19 protein-coding genes and 1 tRNA gene are annotated in these 20,712 nt (G+C 37.4%); 9 read left to right on the top strand and 11 right to left on the bottom strand.

Annotated elements, in window-relative coordinates; translation table 11 throughout:
- Positions 1–64 precede the first annotated feature (64 nt).
- Together ASG38_RS04900 and ASG38_RS04895 are read left to right on the top strand one after the other, a co-directional pair.
- Positions 65–2,071, top strand: a complete 2,007-nt coding sequence (locus ASG38_RS04900; RefSeq protein ID WP_056067719.1) for a PKD domain-containing protein — start codon at positions 65–67, stop codon at positions 2,069–2,071.
- Positions 2,071–4,614: a CHAT domain-containing protein gene (locus ASG38_RS04895; RefSeq protein WP_157486045.1), complete on the top strand. Its 2,544-nt coding sequence runs from the start codon at positions 2,071–2,073 to the stop codon at positions 4,612–4,614. The genes ASG38_RS04900 and ASG38_RS04895 overlap by 1 nt, the downstream gene beginning before the upstream one ends.
- 33 nt (positions 4,615–4,647) lie before the next feature.
- On the opposite strand, the gene accC is transcribed toward ASG38_RS04895, so the two are convergent.
- The 6 genes from accC to pdxA all read right to left on the bottom strand — a co-directional run bounded on the left by accC (position 4,648) and on the right by pdxA (position 9,659).
- Complete coding sequence (gene accC / locus ASG38_RS04890) at positions 4,648–5,994, bottom strand: acetyl-CoA carboxylase biotin carboxylase subunit (RefSeq protein ID WP_056067716.1); 1,347 nt, start codon at positions 5,992–5,994, stop codon at positions 4,648–4,650.
- A 102-nt stretch (positions 5,995–6,096) separates the two neighbouring features.
- Positions 6,097–6,585: an acetyl-CoA carboxylase biotin carboxyl carrier protein gene (gene accB / locus ASG38_RS04885; protein ID WP_056067715.1), complete on the bottom strand. Its 489-nt coding sequence runs from the start codon at positions 6,583–6,585 to the stop codon at positions 6,097–6,099.
- Between the two features lie 24 nt (positions 6,586–6,609).
- Positions 6,610–7,608 (bottom strand): beta-ketoacyl-ACP synthase III, encoded by a 999-nt coding sequence (locus ASG38_RS04880; RefSeq protein ID WP_056067713.1) that lies wholly within the window; start codon positions 7,606–7,608, stop codon positions 6,610–6,612.
- Positions 7,609–7,775: 167 nt separating this feature from the next.
- Positions 7,776–7,970, bottom strand: coding sequence for a 50S ribosomal protein L32 (gene rpmF / locus ASG38_RS17375; RefSeq protein ID WP_082482157.1), 195 nt, complete (start codon positions 7,968–7,970; stop codon positions 7,776–7,778).
- Positions 7,971–7,979: 9 nt separating this feature from the next.
- Positions 7,980–8,525 (bottom strand): DUF177 domain-containing protein, encoded by a 546-nt coding sequence (locus ASG38_RS04875; protein ID WP_056067711.1) that lies wholly within the window; start codon positions 8,523–8,525, stop codon positions 7,980–7,982.
- Between the two features lie 84 nt (positions 8,526–8,609).
- Positions 8,610–9,659, bottom strand: coding sequence for a 4-hydroxythreonine-4-phosphate dehydrogenase PdxA (pdxA, locus tag ASG38_RS04870; RefSeq protein ID WP_056067710.1), 1,050 nt, complete (start codon positions 9,657–9,659; stop codon positions 8,610–8,612).
- 57 nt (positions 9,660–9,716) lie between these two features.
- On the opposite strand from pdxA, the gene ASG38_RS04865 reads away from it, so the two are divergent.
- Complete coding sequence (locus ASG38_RS04865) at positions 9,717–10,304, top strand: riboflavin synthase (RefSeq protein WP_056067708.1); 588 nt, start codon at positions 9,717–9,719, stop codon at positions 10,302–10,304.
- A gap of 17 nt (positions 10,305–10,321) precedes the next feature.
- Here the strand turns inward: ASG38_RS04865 and ASG38_RS17970 are convergent, their stop codons facing one another.
- From ASG38_RS17970 to ASG38_RS04850, 3 genes are all read right to left on the bottom strand, one after another.
- The gene (locus ASG38_RS17970; protein WP_056067706.1) at positions 10,322–10,588 is read right to left on the bottom strand and encodes a hypothetical protein; all 267 of its coding nucleotides are present in this window, start codon (positions 10,586–10,588) and stop codon (positions 10,322–10,324) included.
- 276 nt (positions 10,589–10,864) lie between these two features.
- A complete protein-coding gene (locus ASG38_RS04855; RefSeq protein ID WP_056067703.1) occupies positions 10,865–12,328 on the bottom strand; it encodes a tetratricopeptide repeat protein in 1,464 nt (487 codons plus the stop codon).
- 979 nt (positions 12,329–13,307) lie between these two features.
- A complete protein-coding gene (locus ASG38_RS04850; RefSeq protein ID WP_056067701.1) occupies positions 13,308–14,195 on the bottom strand; it encodes a hypothetical protein in 888 nt (295 codons plus the stop codon).
- Positions 14,196–14,524: 329 nt separating this feature from the next.
- Between ASG38_RS04850 and ASG38_RS04845 the strand changes: the two genes are divergently transcribed.
- The 4 genes from ASG38_RS04845 (at position 14,525) to ASG38_RS04830 (ending at position 17,846) form a co-directional block, all read left to right on the top strand.
- Positions 14,525–14,704 carry a hypothetical protein gene (locus ASG38_RS04845; RefSeq protein WP_056067698.1) on the top strand — a complete coding sequence of 60 codons (180 nt, stop codon included), beginning with the start codon at positions 14,525–14,527 and terminating at the stop codon, positions 14,702–14,704.
- Positions 14,705–14,772: 68 nt separating this feature from the next.
- Positions 14,773–16,713, top strand: a complete 1,941-nt coding sequence (locus tag ASG38_RS04840; RefSeq protein WP_082482156.1) for a tetratricopeptide repeat-containing sensor histidine kinase — start codon at positions 14,773–14,775, stop codon at positions 16,711–16,713.
- 17 nt (positions 16,714–16,730) lie between these two features.
- Positions 16,731–17,399, top strand: coding sequence for a response regulator (locus ASG38_RS04835; protein ID WP_056067695.1), 669 nt, complete (start codon positions 16,731–16,733; stop codon positions 17,397–17,399).
- Positions 17,400–17,564: 165 nt separating this feature from the next.
- Complete coding sequence (locus ASG38_RS04830; protein ID WP_056067694.1) at positions 17,565–17,846, top strand: hypothetical protein; 282 nt, start codon at positions 17,565–17,567, stop codon at positions 17,844–17,846.
- 442 nt (positions 17,847–18,288) lie between these two features.
- On the opposite strand, the gene ASG38_RS04820 is transcribed toward ASG38_RS04830, so the two are convergent.
- Positions 18,289–18,362, bottom strand: a tRNA-Ile gene (locus ASG38_RS04820).
- Positions 18,363–18,493: 131 nt separating this feature from the next.
- The gene (gene mce, locus ASG38_RS04815; RefSeq protein ID WP_056067690.1) at positions 18,494–18,895 is read right to left on the bottom strand and encodes a methylmalonyl-CoA epimerase; all 402 of its coding nucleotides are present in this window, start codon (positions 18,893–18,895) and stop codon (positions 18,494–18,496) included.
- 277 nt (positions 18,896–19,172) lie between these two features.
- On the opposite strand from mce, the gene rbfA reads away from it, so the two are divergent.
- Positions 19,173–19,565 (top strand): 30S ribosome-binding factor RbfA, encoded by a 393-nt coding sequence (rbfA, locus tag ASG38_RS04810; protein WP_056067688.1) that lies wholly within the window; start codon positions 19,173–19,175, stop codon positions 19,563–19,565.
- Between the two features lies 1 nt (position 19,566).
- Positions 19,567–20,712: ABC transporter permease (locus tag ASG38_RS04805; RefSeq protein ID WP_056067686.1), on the top strand; the 1,146-nt coding region annotated here is incomplete at its 3' end.

The following is a 20,712-nucleotide window of genomic DNA, read 5'->3' as shown; positions in this document are numbered from 1 at the left end:
TTAACAAAAGTGATGTCAACTCATCACTTTTTTTTACATTTATAGTAACAAAACACCTTTGATTATGAAGAAATTAATCCTCATAGCCGCTTTATTCTTGGGAATTTCTTTTTGCTTTTCGCAAACCAAACCAAAGGACACTATAACCCGAAAAGCCATAATTGGTTTTGACCAAAAGGGAAACAAGGTATCTTTCAAACCTGAAACTCCGCCTTTAATACAGATTGCAGGAGCACCTTCTGCCAATTACACTTATTTTTGGGAATTGGGGGACGGACATTACAGCAAGGAAAAGGAACCAAAACATACCTACAAAAAGAAAGGTGACAAAACCGTACGGCTTGCCGTGACCAACAATTACGACAACGGAAAGCCACCTGCCACACGCCCCAAAACAGTAGCTGTAACAGAACTATCGGAAACAGACTATCAGGACATTGCTTCTATTGAGCAACATGACGGTTTCTTGCTGCAAAAAAACCGGGAACCCATACCCGACGAAGAAATTATTGTGGTGATGAGCTACCAAAACCTAAAAGATTATTCTACTAACGGGAAACTCTATCTTTTTTATAACGACAAACAGTTCAAAGACGATAATTTTGGAATACCGGAAGCCCGGGCATACGAAAATGAAAAAGAAAAGCTGGAAGAAAACTATGCTTTTGTTGACGACTATGACAAACACGAAACCTATCTGGCGAGTAATGCAAATGCCTTTTTCAGAAATCCAAAAAACATAGAAGATTTGGAAAATCTGGAAGAAACGCTGGAACAGTCAAAAGCACTCTATCGCAATTCAAAGGTTTTTGAATTTGACAGCCTTGCTCCAAAACAAACCCGAAATCTGTTCTTCACTTTCAGGACTACACCCGAAATGATTAAGGACACCAGTGCTACCCTCACAATCCGAGGCGTTTTTGTACCGGACAGGAATTATAAAAACCACAAGGTAAAAAATCTTGAAATGGAAATTGTGACTTCTCACGACCCCAACAAGATGTCTTCCAATGGTTTTTTCATGAATTACAGGCTCGTCCGTTTTAAAACCCTGAATTTCAAAACCCGCTTTCAGAATGATGGTGAAGGTCCGGCACGAAAGATAAAGCTGGAAACGGATGTTCCGGATATTTTTGACAAATCGACCTTAAAGATTGTAGACATGTATCCGAAATGCGAAATCTGTCCCAAAAATGAAGAAGTAAATTACAGCTGTCTTGACACGATTGTCTTAAAAAACCAAATCCATTTTACATTTAAGAATATCTATCTGCCCGGAAGCAACCAAAAAAATGTAATGGAAAAAGACAGTACCAAAGGATTCGTAAAATACAGTTTAAAATTTGGTAAAGATTTCCACAAAGTTAAGACCAAAAGCCGTACTGCTATTATTTTCGATAAGAATGAACCTATCATTACCAATTATGCGGTGACACGTTTCAGTCCGGGAATTTCTATTGGCGTTCGCACTGGATATAATTATTTTCCCGACCAGGAAAATCCGAAAAGCTATTTTCTGGGCGCTACTATTTCCCCATATAAATCCTATCGTTGGTATTTGCAGGCCGAATTGTATTACAATTATATGGAAAGCAGTTCCTCTTCTGCGAGTGACCCGGTGTTGACACAAATTTCACCGCCTCTGGTCTTATCTAACGGAACGGTTCTCGACGTTGCCTATGTACAAAAAGAAAACAGCCAGAAAACAGTCCGGAATTTAGCCGAAGTCGTTCCTGTTTCCTTACGCTATAATCTTAATAACTATATAGGGTTTGGATTGGGTCCTCAGTTCTCGGTCGCATTGGATGAAACTATGGAAAACAACAGTATAACCCGATATTTTCAGCCACTATTCAATAATCCTGATGGCCCAAGACGCGGAGAGGAAGTGGCCAGAGACACCAAAACAGAAAAGACCAAAACAAAGGCATTTGAAAAAATGCAAAGCAATGTTTTTGCAGATGTCACATTTGGATTTTCCCGTATAGGGCCAAGCCTTGGAGCGCGTTATGTGTGGAGTTTTGAAAACGATTTCAGCCATTGGCAATTTTATGCAATCTGGAAATTCTGATGAAACAATTCTTAGTCTTCTTATTGTTTACCCAATGGGCCTTTGCGCAAAAAAATGCAACAAGGGAAGAAAAGTTGTATGCAGTTTTAGACCAATTCATAGCCAACCCTACAGTAACCGGAATAAAAAATCTTGAAATTACCGAAAAGCAATTTTGGGACGACCCAAAGCCCAAATCAAAAAACGAAATATTGGCTCTCGTAATTCTGGACTGCAATAAAGCTTTTTATGAGAAACAATTTGGTTTGTATTTTGATGCTATACGTTCTTACGAAAAAGCATTATCCTTATTTCAAAGCCATCAGTTCACCAACTATGATATTGTTGAGTACTGTCTCAAACCATTGGGGAATCTCTACACCTTAACAGGCGATTATACCAGTGCAGAAAACACTATCAAACAGTACCTTTTTCTTGCTATAAAAAACAATAACACAGAACAAAAAACCAGTGCTGTTATTAATCTGGCTGCCGTATACAAAAGCATAGGAAAAAGCGAGGAAGCAATTGATTTACTGGAAAGCCAGCCTGTTGACAAGCTATCTTCCGAAAAGAAATCCTTACTGCTTTCGCTTTTAGGTGAAAACTATCTTTTATTGGGAGAATACGAAAATTCAAAAAAAGCATTAGAAAAAGCCGAAAGCATACTGCCTGATTTTGTCGTATATAAAAATCTGGCCCTGGTTTACAGAAAGCAAAGGAATTACCCAAAGGCAGAAGAATATATCAAAAAAGCAAAATCCAGCCTGATTGGCACTTCAAGGCGTGATATTTCGCAGGTTTATCTCGAAGAAGCAAAATTATTTCTGGACCAAAAGAAAATAATGGCAAGCCAGAATGCAGTCCGTGCCATTTTTAAAGAACTCATTCCCGGCTATAACCCTAAAAATATACTTCCAAAAGAGAAAAACCTCTACCCTGAAACTCTTTTGATTGATGCATTGGAAATATTGGCGCAGACCTATACCGAACAAAAAAACTATTTCAAAGCCATTGACTGCTACCAACTTACTTTTGCCATTGATTCACGATTTTCCACCGTGTTTTTTTATGAAGAAACATCATTACTCCATACTTCGAATATCAGGAATCGTGTCGAAAAAGCAATCGGAATCTACGAACAGCTTTTCCATAAAACGAACGACAGGCAATATTTAGAGCAGGCCTTTAAACTACAGGAAACAACCAAATCAAAGGCCTTAAAAAACTATATTGCGCTAACAAAAAAATCAGGCAGTAAAAAACAAAAGGAAATTTTATATAAAATTCACGAACTGTCTGCCATTATCACCAAAGAGCAGGAAAAGGGTGAAAATGCCAACCTGGAAGTCATAAACAATACATTGTCATTCCAAAATGAAAAGATAGCCGAACTGAAAAAAACTTTTGGGAAAAACGGAATGGAACTGACTTCAGAATTTGATATGGACAGGCTGTATGTCAAGCTTAAAAACGATGATATCACGCTTACCTCCTACTTTTACGGAAAAGACACTATTTATATTTTTGACATTGCATCCAACGGAATACGGCTGAAGTCTTTCCCGAATTCCCCAAAAAACAAAAAAACGATTACAGATTATCTGGATTATTTCACTGAAGCCTCTGCCATTTCAAACCATGTTTCCGGCTACCAAAAACAAAGTTTTGCCCTATATAAACTTCTTGCTCTCGAAAAAATAAAAACCAGCAAACACCTCATAATTCCGGATGGCCTCCTGTGTTTTGTCTCTTTTGAATCTCTGCTGACAAAAGCTTCACAAAGCACAGACTTTTCAAAGCTCCCATATCTTATGAAAGACGAAATCATAAGTTACGAAACTTCTGCCGATTTTTATTTAAACCGTGAAAACCGCCACTTAAAAGAAGCCTCTGTTTTAGGAGTTTTCCCGGTTTTTGAAAACAGTAGCAGAAGCCTGGTTTTTTCTTTAGAGGAAATGAAAGCAATTAAAGAACTGTTTCCCGGAGCTTATCTTGAAAAATCGGAGGCAACCTATGGCCATTTTATAAAAGAAAGCAAAAAACATCCTATACTGCATCTTTCTACACATGCTTCGTCCGGTACTGTCGACGTTCCTGCTACTATTTCTTTTTACAATCAGGACATAGTATACAGCGATTTGTATTCGTTAGATATCCATCCGGATTTGGTAGTATTGAGCGCCTGCGAAACCGGAATAGGAAAATTATACAGAGGAGAAGGCGCAATAAGCATTGCCAGAGGATTCCAGAATGCAGGTGCTGAAAATCTGTTGTTTTCTTTATGGAAAGTAAATGATTTTACGACTTCCTTGCTTATGAAAAACTTTTATACCCATTATAAAAAAGGCAATAGTTACTCAATTGCAAACCATAAGGCAAAAATGAAATTCCTGAATGACAAGGCTATCCCTAATGGCAAAAAATCGCCTTATTATTGGAGTGCTTTTGTTTTTTACGGGGAAGTTTCAGAAGATACTTCCTGCAACTATTGGTATTTGTTTGGCGGAGCGCTCATTATTCTTTCCTGTTTGATTGTACTCCAAAGGCAGAAAAAGAGCTAAAAAAAAATCCCAGCTAAAAAGCTGGGATTTTTTTTATTTAGGCTCTTCCATTTTGAAAGTTTCCATGAATTTTGTTGTATAATTTCCTTCTACATAAGCCGGGTCATCCATTAGCTGTCTGTGGAAAGGAATTGTCGTCTTAATTCCTTCGATTACGAATTCGTCAAGCGCACGTTTCATTTTGCTGATTGCCTCTTCTCTTGTCTGAGCAGTAGTAATCAATTTTGCAATCATAGAATCGTAGTTTGGTGGAATTGTATATCCGGAATAAACGTGAGTATCCAAACGAACTCCATGGCCGCCAGGCGTATGCAATGTCGTAATTTTTCCTGGTGACGGTCTGAAATCGTTATATGGATCTTCTGCATTGATTCGGCATTCGATAGCATGCAACTGTGGCAGGTAGTTTTTCCCTGAAATTGGCACACCGGCTGCAACCAAAATCTGCTCGCGAATCAAGTCATAATCAATAACCTGTTCTGTAATTGGGTGCTCTACCTGAATACGGGTATTCATTTCCATAAAGTAGAAATTTCTGTGTTTGTCAACCAGGAATTCTACTGTTCCGGCACCTTCATACTTAATATATTCTGCAGCTTTTACAGCAGCTTCTCCCATTTTTTGACGAAGTTCATCTGTCATGAACGGAGAAGGCGTTTCTTCTGTTAATTTTTGGTGGCGTCTTTGAACGGAACAATCTCTTTCAGAAAGGTGGCACGCTTTACCGTAGGCATCACCCACAACCTGAATTTCGATATGGCGAGGCTCTTCAATCAGTTTCTCCATATACATTCCGTCATTTCCAAATGACGCAGCAGCTTCCTGACGGGCACCTTCCCAGGCTTTTAGAAGGTCTTCTTCTTTCCAAACCGCTCTCATTCCTTTTCCTCCACCTCCGGCAGTAGCCTTAAGCATTACAGGATAGCCAAATTCTTTAGCCAGTTTTTTAGTCTGCTCATAAGATTCAAGCAAACCGTCAGAACCTGGAATGGTTGGAACTCCTGCAGCTTTCATCGTTGCTTTGGCAGTAGCCTTATCTCCCATCTTTTCAATCATTTCAGGAGAAGCACCAATAAACTTGATTCCGTGCTCCTGACAGATTTTTGAAAATTTTGCATTTTCAGAAAGGAAACCATATCCCGGGTGGATAGCATCTGCATTTGTAATTTCTGCAGCCGCTATAATATTAGACATTTTCAAGTAAGACAGGTTACTTGGTGGTGGGCCTATACAAACAGCTTCATCAGCAAAACGAACGTGAAGGCTTTCTGCATCTGCTGTGGAATAAACGGCTACCGTTTTGATACCCATTTCTCTACAGGTTCTAATAACACGAAGTGCTATTTCTCCCCTGTTTGCGATTAATATTTTTTTAAACATCTTATTTTGGTTAGATAATTAGACAATTTGGATGGTTTAGATTTTTAGATTGTAATTCTGGTCAAATCTGCAATCTAAAAATCTGCAATCTAAAATCTAAATTTAGGATGGATCAACTAAGAATAATGGCTGGTCAAATTCTACCGGAGATGCATCATCTACCAATACTTTTACAATTTTTCCAGAAACTTCTGATTCGATTTCGTTGAAAAGCTTCATCGCTTCGATAACGCAAACTACATCACCTTTTGAAATAGTGCTTCCAACTTCTACGAAAGGAGCTTTGTCTGGCGAAGGTTTTCTATATAATGTTCCAATAATTGGTGACTTAACAGTAACATATTTTGAAGTGTCTTCATCTGATGAAGGAGCGGCTGGCGCTGAAGGAGCAGCCGGAGCAACAGGTTGTGGCATTGCTGCTTGCGGTAGTGCATGGCTGATAGGTGCCTGCTGGATGTAAGTTGTAGTTTCAGAGGATCCTCCTTCTGTAGTTTTGATTGTGATCTTAAAATCATCCATCTCCAATTTTACTTCAGTAGCTCCCGATTTTGCTACAAACTTAATCAAGTTTTGAATTTCTCTAATATCCATGATATTCGATTTTAGGTTTTAGTTTTATTGTTTGTCGTATGCCCATTTCATATAGATAGATCCCCATGTGAATCCACCACCAAATGCAGCAAATATTAAATTATCTCCTTTTTTGAATTGCTTCTCGAAGTCGTTCAGAAGCAATGGCAGTGTACCTGAAGTGGTGTTGCCATATTTTTGAATATTAACGAGTACTTTGGATTCATCCAGACCCATTCTGTGTGCCGTAGCGTCAATAATACGCTTGTTTGCCTGATGGGCCACCAGCCAATCGACATCATCCTTGGTAAGGTTGTTGCGCTCCATTATTTTTTCGCTGACGTCTGCCATTCCTGAAACGGCATATTTGAAAACGGTTTTCCCGTCCTGAAAAACATAGTGTTGTCTGTTTTCAACTGTTTCTTTTGATGCCGGAAGTAAAGATCCCCCTGCTTCAATTTTCAAGAATTCGCGGCCTATACCGTCACTTCTTAAATACTGATCCTGAAAACCAAGTCCTTCATAATTTGGTTCGAACAATACGGCTCCTGCTCCATCACCAAAAATGATGCATGTTGCGCGGTCTGTATAGTCTATTATAGAAGACATCTTGTCTGCACCAATCAATAAAACTTTTTTGTATCTTCCTGATTCGATGTATGCTGCTGCGGTTGACATTCCGTATAAGAAACTGGAACAGGCAGCCTGCAGATCATAAGCAAAAGCATTGACTGCACCAATTTGCGAAGCAACATAAACGGCTGTTGCAGCTACAGGCATATCAGGGGTTGTAGTTCCCAGCAATACTAAGTCAATTTCTGCCGGGTTAATATTGTTTTTAGCAATTAAATCTTCTGCAGCTTTAATGGCCAGGTAAGATGTTCCTTTCGTATCATCTTTTAAAATGCGTCTTTCTTTAATTCCTGTACGAGAGGTAATCCATTCGTCATTCGTATCGACCAACGTCTCAAGTACTTTATTTGAAAGCACAAAATCAGGCACATAGGCACCAACAGCGGTAATTGCGGCTGTGATTGTATTCATATTATTTTTTAATAATTTCTTCCCGAAAATTAGTGTTTCGAAAAGAGGTGGAAATTACAAAAAAAATCTAAAACATACCTTCTTGCAATCTGTTATTTATCAATAAATTATAAATAACAAAAAAACTCCCACAACGTGAGAGTTCGATTTTTTACTGCAAAATTGTATTAAGCAACAGCTTCTTGCTTATCAATTACTACTTGACCTCTGTAGTACATCTTACCTTCATGCCAGTAAGCTCTGTGGTATAAATGCGCCTCTCCAGTCACTGGGCATGTAGCGATTTGAGGAACAGATGCTTTATAGTGTGTTCTTCTTTTATCTCTTCTTGTTTTCGAGGTCTTTCTCTTTGGATGTGCCATTTTACTATATTATTTATCCGTTAATAGTTTTTTTAATTGATCCCATCTGGGATCTGTCTCTTCTTGTTTTGCATCAGCTTTTTGTTCTTTCGCATTGACTTTCAATTCATCCAGCTTGTCAAGGATATCGGTTTTTAACGTACCGTCCTTCACACCCGGATGGATTCTTTTTAGAGGAATGGAAAGCGCAATCATTTCGTAGATATATTGCGAAATATCTACCTGATGCTCGCCATGAGGCAAAATGAGCAATTCTTCATTGTCATTATTAAAAGCTTCTCCAAACTGGACAATAAGATTGATTTTTCCTTTAACCGGCAAATCAAACATCTCATTAGTCAAATCACAAGGCACATGAATAGTACCTTTGTGTTTGAAATGAAGCTCAAGCATAGTGCTTTTTTTCTCTAAAACTACATTGACTTTGATATCACAACTCTCAAACTCGTCATAACCAAAGTCTTCAAAGAACTTTTTATTTATTTGATATTCAAACTGATGTTTTCCTAACTTTAATCCTATAAAAGGAATTAAAAACTCATTACTTACTCTCATCTTAACAACAATTTGCCCTAAACTTCGGGAGTGCAAAGATATAAAATAATTACAATTCCAAAAGCGTTATAAACATTTTTTTGTTTATAAGTGTTTTTCTTTTATTTTTAAGGGTTTCTCCGTCATGGCCGCATATTCATTTCTGGAATGGAATATATCAATAGCCAGATAAACGGCTTCTTTAAATGAATTATAATCTGCAATTCCTTTACCTGCAATATCATAAGCCGTTCCGTGATCCGGAGAGGTTCTGATTTTATTTAATCCCGCCGTATAATTCACTCCTTTTCCAAAGGAAAGGGTTTTGAAAGGAATCAGACCCTGGTCATGATATGTTGCTATTACCGCATCAAACTTTTCATATTGTCCGCTTCCAAAAAAACCATCAGCCGCATAAGGACCGAAAGCAAGTGTCCCGCTTTCAAACAGCTTTTTGATTGCCGGCCTTAAAATTTCATCATCTTCTTTTCCAATTACTCCTCCGTCTCCGGCATGGGGATTTAATCCCAAAACTGCTATTTTGGGCTTGCTTATGCTGAAATCCTGTATAAGCGATTTTTTTATTGTCTCAATTTTACTTTTAATCAGCGCTTCTGTAAGATGGGAAGCCACTTCATTTACCGGAACATGGTCTGTAATCAGTCCAACACGCAAATCGTCCTGAACCATCAGCATAAGGGCATCACCTTCCAATTCCTGATTGAGATAATCTGTATGACCCGGAAACTTAAATTCCTCAGACTGTATGTTGTATTTATTAATAGGTGCTGTAACCAAAACATCAATCTGCCCGTCCTTTAAAGCTTTTGTAGCTGCCACGAATGATTTTATAGCATACTTCCCTACATTTTCATCGTTGACTCCATATTCAATAGTAACGCTTTCTTTCCAGACATTCAGCACATTGATTTTCCCGGGTAGCAACTGCTCTATTTTGTCGATACCGTGTAGTGCTATTGTAGCATCAAGGTTTTTCTTAGCAAAGGACATTATTTTCACGTTGGCAAAAATAACCGGAGTACAAAGCTCAAGCATTCGGGTATCTTCGAAAGTTTTTAGGATAATCTCGCTTCCAATACCGTTCAAATCCCCTACTGAAATTCCAACGATTATATTTTCTGCTTTTTTCATAATGCTTGCTCCTTATTTATTGCTAATTTTGAAGTGCAAATTTAGTAAAATAAAACCAGAATGTTTACAGGAATAATAGAAACCCTCGGGACAATCAAAGACCTGCGTAAAGAGGGAGAAAACATACACATTACGCTTTCCTCATCAGTCACCCACGAACTTAAAATCGACCAAAGCGTCTCGCATAACGGCGTGTGTCTGACTGTTGTAGGAATTTCAAACGACCAATATACGGTTACCGCTATCAAAGAATCTATCGACAAGACAAATATAGGCGAGTGGAAAATTGGCGACCAGGTTAATTTAGAACGTGCCATGAGGCTTGGTGACAGATTGGACGGACATATCGTACAAGGACATGTTGACCAGACCGGAACCTGCATCTCCATTGAAGAAGCAGACGGAAGCTGGTATTATACATTTGAATATGACCCGAAGCTAAGCAACATTACAATAGAAAAAGGTTCCATTACCGTAAACGGAGTAAGCCTGACTGTTGTAAATTCCCAAAAAAATGCATTTAGCGTTGCCATTATCCCCTATACGTATGAACACACCAATTTCAAAAATTTTGAAGTCGGCACAAAAATCAACCTTGAATTTGATGTTATAGGAAAATATGTCTCACGACTACACCAATTAGCATAAAAACAAAAAACTCCGATTTACATCGGAGTTTTTTTATTTGTGTTTGATATTTTAAATCTAAAAAAAGCAAATGCCAGACCTATCACCAATAAAACCAGAATCCCATTATCGATGGGAAGACCAATTGGCGTTGGGCCTGTGGGCGGCGGTGGCGGCGGTTCATTATCTGCAAAACAATTTGCAACTGAAAACAAAACAACCGCAAGACTTATCATTGGGTTTGGGACAATCCTCATAGGCTGTAAAAGTAAATAAAAAATCTTTTTATCAAAATATTTTGCCAAAGAAAAATATCCTTTTATATATCTGCAAAAATCACACTGTCAAATTCTTAAATACTCTATATTTTTCATCAAAATCTGGGAAATAAGCAAAAAATTCCATTTTATTTTTTAAGAATTCCTCACTCTTCTACAGGCTCATCTAATTTCAGAAGACCCGGTATTCACAAAAAATTCCCGCCAGAATGGTTCCGGCTATAAGAGCAAGCCAAAATACATCAAGCCACTTTTCCATAAAAAAGGAGTCAATGCTCACACAATATGAAGGACTGTGCTTACTTATAAATTCATCATCCAGACATTAATATCTTCTTCTGAAGGAATGGAAAGCTTTTTGCGCAACCTGTATTTCTTAGCTTCCACCGCCCTGATGGAAGAATTGGTGAATTGCGCAATTTCTTTGGTAGAAAGGTCAAGCTTCAGGAAAGCACATAATTTTTGTTCTCCGGCAATGAGTCCGGGATTAATCTTGTTCAGTTTTTTATAAAAATCCGGATAGGTTTCTTTAAACAACATTAAAAAGGACGGATCATTGGTGCTCGCAAGGTGAAGTATCTTTTTTAGGTGCGCCTCATCTTTTTGCAGCAAAGTGAACATTGTGATAGAATCCTCAACTTCCGCCTGCAATCGTGCATTATTAGCCTTTTCTTTTTGGAACTTCCTGTAAATATGAATTAATATCATAATCAGCAACAGGACGAATATCGCTGAAAAAATAAGTGTCCGTTTCGAGTTTCCATCAACATCCGCAATAATGTTACCATCTTCCATTGCAGTCTGCATCTGTACGTCTTCTTTTTGATTCTTTTTGACGCTGTCATTTAACTCATTATAGAGAAGAAGATAGTTTTCAGCATTTTTAGTATCGCGAACTGCCTCATAGGATTTTGAAATTCCCAGATAAAGCGATTTAAGTGCATAAACATCATTTATGGCTTTGGCAACACCAATACCTTTTTCGAAATAATCAATTGACTGTTTGTATTTTTTTCTGAAGTAATTAAGACTGCCTAAATCACACAAAGTATTGGCTTTAACAGCTTCATGATTGACAGAATTTGCCAATTGCAGTGCCCTGTCAAGATAAAATTCTGCCGAATCCAATTGTTTTGCTCTTAAAAAACTGGAACCCACATTGGAGCAAGCCAGGGAAAGTGTCTTATTCCTCAACGGATTGTTGAGCACCATTTTCTGAAATTCCTGATAGCCTTTTCTATAATAAAAAGCTACAGAATCTGTTTCCCCGCCATTTTCATCCAGATTAAACGCGATGTCATTATAAAGTACACCAAGTCTTGAGCTTTTGACTTCTTTATCTGTAAGATTTTGGGCAAAACGGAGTGCTTTCCTGAATTGCGCCAATCCTTTTCCATAATCGCCGGTTCCGGTAAAGCCTATCCCTTTTAGCCGAAGCGCATCGGAAATTAATTTGGCATCGGAAATTTCAATGGCTAGTTTTTCTGCTGCTGTAGCATTTTTTAGAACATCTTCATATTTAGCCAATTCATGCTGTTTCCGGCTGGCAATCAGCAATCCTTGCGCCATGCCTTTTTTGTAGCCAATTTTTTTGGAATCATCATAAGCTTTCAGGCTCAATGTTACCCCATAAGCTGCATCTTTGATTTCAAGTTGCTCCGCAACCAGCAGCAAGCTGTCAATCTGGGGCTGATTAAAACTCTGACCAAAGCTTTTGCCTAACGACAGAAAAAAAATGAAAAGTGGGAGGTATTTGTTCTTTTTCATAAATATAGAAAGGCACTTATGCTGGGCTTTAGTTTTTAATCAATCCATATTTGAGGGCAGGCAAAATAAGTAAATATTTATTATATCATAAAAAACGCATTTTCACAACAAAACAATATAAAAACTAATAAATATTTGACCTTTAAATAGTTTTAAGAGAAAAATCACAACTATACAACCATTAAAGTTATAATATATTTAAAAAAGAAACCTTTTTGAAACAAAAAATAATTTTATTAACCGAATACTCTATTATAAGCAACTATTTTTACAAAGAGCCACAAGCAATAGAAAAAGTCTTTAAGTAAGGAAATTGGGAAAAGATAAAAATTGCAGAAATAAAAAATAAGGAGGGCGACATAAACCAAGAACATATTTTCCCCTAAAATAACACTTATGGGTCACCCTCCTCTCAAAAATTACCGCATTGACCTACCACCAATCAATGTTAAAGCTATGTCACTTTATTTGGTAATTTATTTTCATCTTGACAAACAAGATATTTCTTTATTCATAACAATTTTACGGCTTCTATGGTGAACCATAGAAAGGAATTTTCTATCAGTAAAAATTTATAGAATTTGTAGATTGTTCTTCAGCAGATTTGGGAACTTGAAGAATTGTAATTATTAAGAACCCTGAAGTTCTCTTGTAAAGCGATAGGACAAATAAAAGACGGAAAATCAAATTATGAAAAAAAACGCCTACTCACATCTACTCAAGCCGTAAAAAAACACGCAAAATTCTGTAAGTCAAGACATTAAAGTTTATAATTTATTTAAAATGAGTAGTAAAAAAGTAGCAATAATAAGACTACGAGTAACAAATAAGTACTTTTTTGACACTACCTGTTTGTTAATTACACCCCATTTTTGTCGAAATACAGCCTCCTTTACCTAAAAAGTATTTTTTAGGTGGCTAATGCAAGAGCCTGCATCTAATTGAAAATAATGAATAGGCCGCTTTTAGACGCTTAAAATTATTTTTTACCATACCCCTTTAAGATGTGTTTTTCCACCATATGTTTAGTAATTGGCTTTAGTGGTTTCCGGGTAATGGGATGTACACCACCATACGAAAAAAATTCGTATTTGCCGTTTTGTTTGATATACCAAATCATGGGTCTGTCATTAATAAAAAAAGTAGTGGTATCGCAAATTTCTATTCTTTTAAAATTCTCCAGAATATCTTTATTGAAAGCTATTACATTATCATAACTTTTTTCACCAAAAGCACGGCTATCATCACAATCTATTCTTTCATAATGATCTCCTTTCCAAATCATGCATTTGTCATCAAAAACATCCTTCACGAAAATTGTTAAAAAAAAAATTGCAGCAAAAGAAACCAGGGCAAACAGCATCCTTTTTGACAAAGGTGACCTGACTGTCAATTGATAATCATTCTCAACAGGTTTGGAGATTGCCATCCTTTCAGCAAAATATTCTCTGTTTGGAACCTCTTTATTGGCAATAGTGTTTTTGGAGTTTGTAATATCCAAAGCGCAATGCGTGTCAAGAAACTTAGTATATGGTCTCTGTTTAAAATCAACCAAAACTGCAATGAGGTTGGCGCTTCTGTAATCTTTTAGATTGGTTCCCAGCTTAAGGAAAGTGCTTAAAGGTTTAAATTTTTCTGTGTCAAAATTCTTAATCCATTTCGCAATGTCTTCATCAGACTTGAAGGAAAAGAAATGACGGAAGATTGTCAAATCTGAAAACCTCATTTCGTCTTCACTAATTAGCAGGCATAGCCTTTTTAGATTTGCGGGAGTGGGATCTAAAAGCAAATCAGCAAATTTCCCCATTTTTTCTTCTTCATATCGGGTTATGATGGCCTTTTTATATTCTTCAAAATTATTTTTCATAGTTATTAAATCAGAATTAATTGGAATCAATCGGAATTATCGGAATCATCGGAATTCCCTTGCTATCACCAGCAAAAACCACATTTACTTTGCCTCAGAAATCAGTTCTGTCCTAACATGCATTTAGGACAAATGTACAAAACTGATTTTACCTCAGTGTTGCCAGATCAGGATGGTACGACCATTCGGGAAGTATGATCTACTCTTCTGTTTTGGCACGCTGAACTTCCCAAAAAACAGGGCTACCACCCCATTAAAAAAAGACGGATTAAGATTTCAGAACCCCTCTGAAAGCAATCCCCTATGTCAAACTTTTTAATTCAAAAGAGATGAAAAATTTAATCCTGGCTTTGGCTATTTTAGCCTCAAGCACCCTGTTTATCTCCTGTACAGCAGATGACACAACAGATGAAGCCAATAAAATGACCTTGCAAGCTGACGAAAGTGGCGGTAATAATACGACAACAACTACAAAACCACCTCCACCACCCTTGAATCCAAGGCCATAGACTAAAAAACAGTAATAAAAAAAAGTTTTTGTAAAACACTTTTAGTATTTTCGGGGAAATATTCTTCTATGAAGCATTACTCCCCGATTTTGCTTTTTTTCATGACATTGATTTTCATTTCATGTGGAAAAAATATGCCTGTAAAAAAAGGGAGTGCCGCAACTGACAGCCTTGAGCATTACATAAAACTTTCTTATGACAGTAAATTTTCACAAGAAAGGCAAAGGGTTTTTAGCAACAAAGCCTATAAAATTGGAATGGAATCCGGCAACGACTCTTTGCTCTACAAAGGATTGTATACCAAAATCGAACACGATCTTACCTATAACTCAGACAGTTCCAGATATTACCTCAGCAAGCTCAAAAAACTGGCACTGAATACTAAAAAGCAAGCGGCTCTTGGCGGATATTATTATCTCTATGCTTCCTATTTTTCACCCATAAACATTGACAGCAGTTTTTCGTATTACGACCGTTCGAAAACAGAATATTTGAAAGCAAATGATAGCATGCGGGCAGGATACAGCTTATTGATGATGACCGACCTGCAGCGAATCTCTTCTGATTATTATGGGGCCGAAACGACTGCTACAGCAGCTCTTGCCTGCTTAAAAAACTCAGGAGAAGAGTCTTATCTTGTGGCTGTCTATAATTATCTGGGCATGTCATACAAACAGCTCTTTAATTATGAAAATGCTTTAAAATATTACAGCAAGGCCTATGAAATCACAAAGGATTCTCTTTCTAAAGATGCTGTGATGAATAACATAGCCCTTATCTACATGGACCAGAAGGAATATGCCAAGGCTATAAAAATACTCAGGGGGCTGGTTTTCAAAAAAAGGTCAGATACAGACATCGAATTCAAAGCCAAAGCTATGGACAATCTGGGGTATTCTTATTTTCTCTCAGGAGACAAAAGAGGCCATGAATATATGCTACAGTCATTGCGGCTAAAAGATTCCATTAAGGATGAATTTGGATTATTGGCAAGCTGCCTGCACCTTTCGGAGTATTATCTCAACCAAAATCCGAAAACGGCAAGGAACTATGCAGAAAGAGCCTATAGTTTAGCCAATAAACTAAAGAATACTGATGACAAACTGGATGCTATTAAATTCCTTTCAAAAACTGCCGCCTCCAAGCAAGAATCTGACAGGTTGTTTTCAGAATACACCAAACTGAATGACAGCATCAGGGTTGTACGCCAAAAGGCTAAAAATCAGTTTGCGAAGGTTCGTTATGATTCAAAACAGGCAGAAGAAGATTTGCTTAAATACCAGGCAGAAAATGCAGAAAACAAATTAAAAGCAGAAAAAGCAAAACGAAGAAACGAACTTTTATTATTGACAATATCATTTCTTGTACTTGTAGGAGTGCTTTTCTATAGACTGTTAAAGTCAAGACACGAAAAAGAAAAGTTTCAGGAAGCCTACAATACAGAAACCCGGATTGCAAAAAAAGTACACGACGAACTGGCCAATGACGTATATAACGCCATGACATTTGCCTCTACTCAGAATTTAGAAAGACCGGAAAAAAAAGAAGCCCTTATCCATTCGCTGGACAGCGTCTATTTAAGAACCCGGGATATCTCAAGAGAAAACAGCCCTATTGAATTGGGTGAGAATTTCCCAAATCAGTTAAAAATAATGCTTTCAGAATATCAAAACCAATCGCTTAACGTATTAATAAAAGATATTGATTCCGTTGATTGGATGAAGATTGACGAAAACAAAAAACTAGTGACCTACAGAGTGCTCCAGGAGTTAATGGTCAACATGAAAAAACATAGCCAGGCCACATTAGCTGTAATTGATTTTTCAAGTACCGACAAAAAAATCCAGATCCAATATTCGGATAACGGAATAGGAATGCCTTTCGGAAAAACTATTTTAAAAAACGGCCTCCAAAATGTGGAAAACCGTATAAAAAGCATTCGGGGAACGCTTATTTTTGACATACAGACAAATAGAGGAGTAAAGCTTTCTTTTGGCTATCCTGTTTAAAATTTAACACACCTACCATGTTTAGAAAAATTTTAGTTGCAGAAGACATTGACAGCATCCACGCTGCTGTAATTTCACAGCTTGACCAGCTAACACACGCAGAAATTCATCAGGCAAAATATTGCGATGAAGCCTATCTAAAGGTAAAAAAGGCGCTATTAGATGGCGAACCTTATGATTTACTCATAACAGACCTTTCCTTTAAGCAGGACCATCGTGATACTGTACTGGAGTCCGGCGAAGACCTCATCAAGAGTGTCAAAGAAACCCAACCTGAAATAAAGGTCATAGCCTATTCCATAGAAGACCGTTCTTATAAAATAAAAGCCCTGTTCGAAGAATGCGGTATTAACGGTTATGTCTCAAAAGGACGTGAAGGTTCAAAAGAGCTCGAAAAAGCGGTAATTGCCCTGGCTGGAACTACAGAAAACTATGTGCCGGCTCCGCTGTCCAACATATTCCAGGCAAATAACATTATTGAAATCGAAGAATACGACCTGAAGCTTATTAAATACCTGTCAATTGGCCTGACACAGGATGAAATAGGTGCCAAATTCAAAAAACAAGGCAACGTTCCTTCCAGCAACAGCAGTATTGAGAAAAGGATAAACAAGCTGAAGCTTTACTTCAAGGCAAAAAACACCATACATCTTATCAGTAATGCCAAAGATTTAGGACTCATATAGCCCTTATTGTCCCAAACCTACCATTTTCTAACCGACACAACCCTGTCGGTTTTTTTATTTCCAACCCTAAAAAAAAGCCTAAAAAAATGCCTTTACGGAAAACCGTAAGGAAATGGCCCTTACCGGCAGTAAATTTGAGTATCTAAACTACCACAATAGTAAGCTATGGGATACAAAGCTTTAGTCATTTTGGAATTACCTAATGCCAGCGAGGAACAGAAAAATATTTTTCATACTGTTCTATTAAAGGAGCTTTGGTTTAAAATTCAGAATCTGAATACGGCCTGGGAAATAGCGTTCAACCAAAACTGGTCACGGGGTAGTGCTATAGAAGCTATAGAAAGCGATTTAAAAAAAGCACAGGAAATCAGTGGCGTACAACAGATACAATACGCTTTACAGCTGGACATCCAACTGGTAGTCAAAAGTTGCCAAACACAACCCTAAGTAACTTTTCCCTAAATTTAACTCAAACCATCTGCAATTTTTAGTACAAAGTCCAGACTAGTGCTTTCTGTTCCCTGCAAAATACCGGATGCCTTAATAAAATAGGCAAATAACAACACTGTACAAACTGCTGATATTGCAATTAAAAACAGTTTTAGGAAGCGAAAAGAAATCCTTGATTCCTCCTCGACAATTATGGATGCGGAAGTAAAAAAATCTTTCAATATAACGGGGGTTTTTAATGAATGATCTATTATAAAAAATGGAAATTACAAAATTCCAATCAGTTAGAAAAGAAAATTTTTAAAGAAAGAGTGAAATCTTTCAAAATATTAGAAAATGAACCCCATTTGGTTTCAGAAAGAAAAATAATTTTTAAAAATTCATGAATTAATCACAAAAAAAAGCCGCAGACAGCAATTGCTATCGGCGGCTTTTTATGTGGTCCCACCTGGGCTCGAACCAGGGACCACCTGATTATGAGTCAGGTGCTCTAACCAACTGAGCTATAGGACCAGTTAAGAGGTTGCAATATTACTACTAAATTTAATATGTTGCAAATTATTTCACAGGAAACCGATTGTAAACTCCTAAAAAAATAATAGTACATCTATTTATTTTCTGCCAACTCTTTCGATTTGAAACTTTTATTTTATTTCCTGGCACAGTTCAACTAAAACTCCGTTGGTGCCTTTTGGGTGTAAAAATGCCACCAGTTTATTATCGGCTCCTTTTTTAGGAACTTCATTCAGAACCGTAAATCCGGAAGACTGCAACCTTTTGATTTCCGCAACAATGTCTTCCACATCAAAGGCAATATGATGGATACCTTCTCCTTTTTTTTCTAAAAATTTGGCAATCGGACTATCCGGATTGGTTGCTTCCAGCAATTCAATTTTATTGGGACCATTCATAAAAAAAGAGGTCTTGACACCTTCGCTCTCCACTTCTTCCATTTTATAGGCCGGTGCTCCAAAAAGCTTTTCAAAAAGAAGGTTCGATGCTTCTAAATTTTTTACGGCAATGCCAATATGTTCTATTTTTCTCATGTGTATATCGTATTAATCCTTAGTCTTATGTTATTATTCCAGCAAATATAAAAACTTTATGACTATCGGAAAGTTAGCGTCAAAAGACGCTAAAACATTTACTTTCAAAAATTTTATCATTACGAACTTTGCGGCTCTGCGACTTTGCGTGAAAATAACCGCTCGCAAAGACGCAGAGCCGCAAAGTATAAAATGTATCTTGCCTTTGCTCAGACATTCTTTATCGTTGTCATTCAGAACCTTTTTGCTACTCTAAAATTAATCGTACTTTTGCAGTATGGAAACGAACAGACAGAAAAAAATAGGAAGTGTGCTCCAAAAAGACCTGGTAGACATCCTTCAAGGCGAAGTGAGAAAAAATGGAATCCCAAATTTGGTGATTTCTGTTTCTAAAGTTAGCGTAACTACAGATTTATCTATTGCAACCGTATATCTCAGCATTTTCCCACCGGAAAAAGGCCCGGAATTATTGGCTGCCATAAAAACGAATACACCGTTAATCAAACACGACCTTTCTCAAAGAGTACGCCTTCAATTGCGAAAAGTGCCTAATCTGGTATTTTTTATTGACGACTCACTTGATTATATTGAGAAAATAGACAAGGCATTGACCGGCCAGGAAAACCCGATTGAAAATCCGGATTTGTTAGAAAAAAGAAAGAAATCATAAATTGAATTTTCCTTTTTACATAGCTCGACGTTACACTGTAAGTTTCAGCAAAAGCAGCGCCATCAATATCATTACGGGCATTGCTTCTCTGGGAATTATTGTAGGCGCGGCAGCTTTGTTTGTAGTGCTTTCTGTTTTTAGCGGATTAAAGGATTTCAGCCTTTCTTTCTCAAATGATTTTGACCCCGACCTTAAAATCACAAGCACATTAGGAAAATCTTTCCTTATCTCACCCGAACAGGCACAAAAAATCCAAAAAATTGATGGAATTGCCGCCAAAAGCAACATCATTGAAGAACGGGTGCTTTTTTTGTATGAAGGTAAAGAAGTCGTGACCTACCTTAAAGGTGTAGACAGCAGTTATACGGATGTAAATAAAGTACAGAAAAAACTTTATATGGGCGAATGGATGGAACCAAAAACACCGCAAGTGGTTGTGGGTTATGGAATCCACCAAAAACTTTCGCTGGGGTTACTGAGCTATAGCAATCCGTTGGAAGTTTATGTGCCAAAACCCGGTAAAGGAGCCATAAATAATGCCGAACAGGCTTTTAATAAAACTGCCCTGCTTCCTGTTGGCGTATATGCGGTAAGTGAAGAACTGGATGAAAAATATGTTTTTGCCGACCTGAATCTGGCACAGGAATTATTGGAATTCAAGCCTAATCAGGTGACGGGAATTGAGTTCAAATTTAAACCCGGAGCTGACGAATCAGCGATATCTGAAGAACTTCAGAATATCTTTAACCATAAGCTGACTATCAAAAACCGGGCACAATTGAATGATTCTTTATATAAGATGTTGAATACGGAACAGACGGCACTTTATCTTATTTTCACTCTGGTAATTGTACTTACGCTTTTCACATTGGCCGGAGCCATAATCATGCTGATAATTGACAAGAAAAGTAATCTTACCACTTTATACAATTTAGGTGTAGAAGTCAAAAACCTGCGAAAAATCTTCTTGTTTCAAGGCTCCATACTAACGGTAACAGGAGGGCTTATTGGCCTGATATTAGGAATTATCATTGTATTGCTACAGCAAAACTATCAGTTAGTCATGGTTACGCCTTCCATGCCTTATCCTGTAATTTTCAATGTAGAAAACCTCATTATCGTTCTGGCAACCATTTTTTCTCTTGGA

The sequence above is a fragment of the Flavobacterium sp. Leaf359 genome (genome assembly GCF_001423985.1).
Classification (GTDB): Bacteria; Bacteroidota; Bacteroidia; order Flavobacteriales; family Flavobacteriaceae; genus Flavobacterium; species Flavobacterium lindanitolerans.
Note: the sequence above shows the minus strand (reverse complement) of the source record. Positions and strands in the feature narration are given on the sequence as shown.

Bases quoted from the DNA above. Each gene is read 5' to 3' on its own strand.
- ASG38_RS04865 (WP_056067708.1), top strand. From the start codon at position 9,717: ATGTTTACAGGAATAATAGAAACCCTCGGGACAATCAAAGACCTGCGT.
- ASG38_RS04830 (WP_056067694.1), top strand. From the start codon at position 17,565: ATGGGATACAAAGCTTTAGTCATTTTGGAATTACCTAATGCCAGCGAG.
- mce (WP_056067690.1), bottom strand. From the start codon at position 18,895: ATGAGAAAAATAGAACATATTGGCATTGCCGTAAAAAATTTAGAAGCA.
- ASG38_RS04880 (WP_056067713.1), bottom strand. From the start codon at position 7,608: ATGAATACAATCACAGCCGCAATTACCGCTGTTGGTGCCTATGTGCCT.
- rpmF (WP_082482157.1), bottom strand. From the start codon at position 7,970: ATGGCACATCCAAAGAGAAAGACCTCGAAAACAAGAAGAGATAAAAGA.
- ASG38_RS04855 (WP_056067703.1), bottom strand. From the start codon at position 12,328: ATGAAAAAGAACAAATACCTCCCACTTTTCATTTTTTTTCTGTCGTTA.
- ASG38_RS04900 (WP_056067719.1), top strand. From the start codon at position 65: ATGAAGAAATTAATCCTCATAGCCGCTTTATTCTTGGGAATTTCTTTT.
- ASG38_RS04835 (WP_056067695.1), top strand. From the start codon at position 16,731: ATGTTTAGAAAAATTTTAGTTGCAGAAGACATTGACAGCATCCACGCT.
- accC (WP_056067716.1), bottom strand. From the start codon at position 5,994: ATGTTTAAAAAAATATTAATCGCAAACAGGGGAGAAATAGCACTTCGT.
- ASG38_RS04850 (WP_056067701.1), bottom strand. From the start codon at position 14,195: ATGAAAAATAATTTTGAAGAATATAAAAAGGCCATCATAACCCGATAT.
- ASG38_RS04875 (WP_056067711.1), bottom strand. From the start codon at position 8,525: ATGAGAGTAAGTAATGAGTTTTTAATTCCTTTTATAGGATTAAAGTTA.
- ASG38_RS04845 (WP_056067698.1), top strand. From the start codon at position 14,525: ATGAAAAATTTAATCCTGGCTTTGGCTATTTTAGCCTCAAGCACCCTG.
- ASG38_RS04840 (WP_082482156.1), top strand. From the start codon at position 14,773: ATGAAGCATTACTCCCCGATTTTGCTTTTTTTCATGACATTGATTTTC.
- accB (WP_056067715.1), bottom strand. From the start codon at position 6,585: ATGGATATTAGAGAAATTCAAAACTTGATTAAGTTTGTAGCAAAATCG.
- rbfA (WP_056067688.1), top strand. From the start codon at position 19,173: ATGGAAACGAACAGACAGAAAAAAATAGGAAGTGTGCTCCAAAAAGAC.
- ASG38_RS04895 (WP_157486045.1), top strand. From the start codon at position 2,071: ATGAAACAATTCTTAGTCTTCTTATTGTTTACCCAATGGGCCTTTGCG.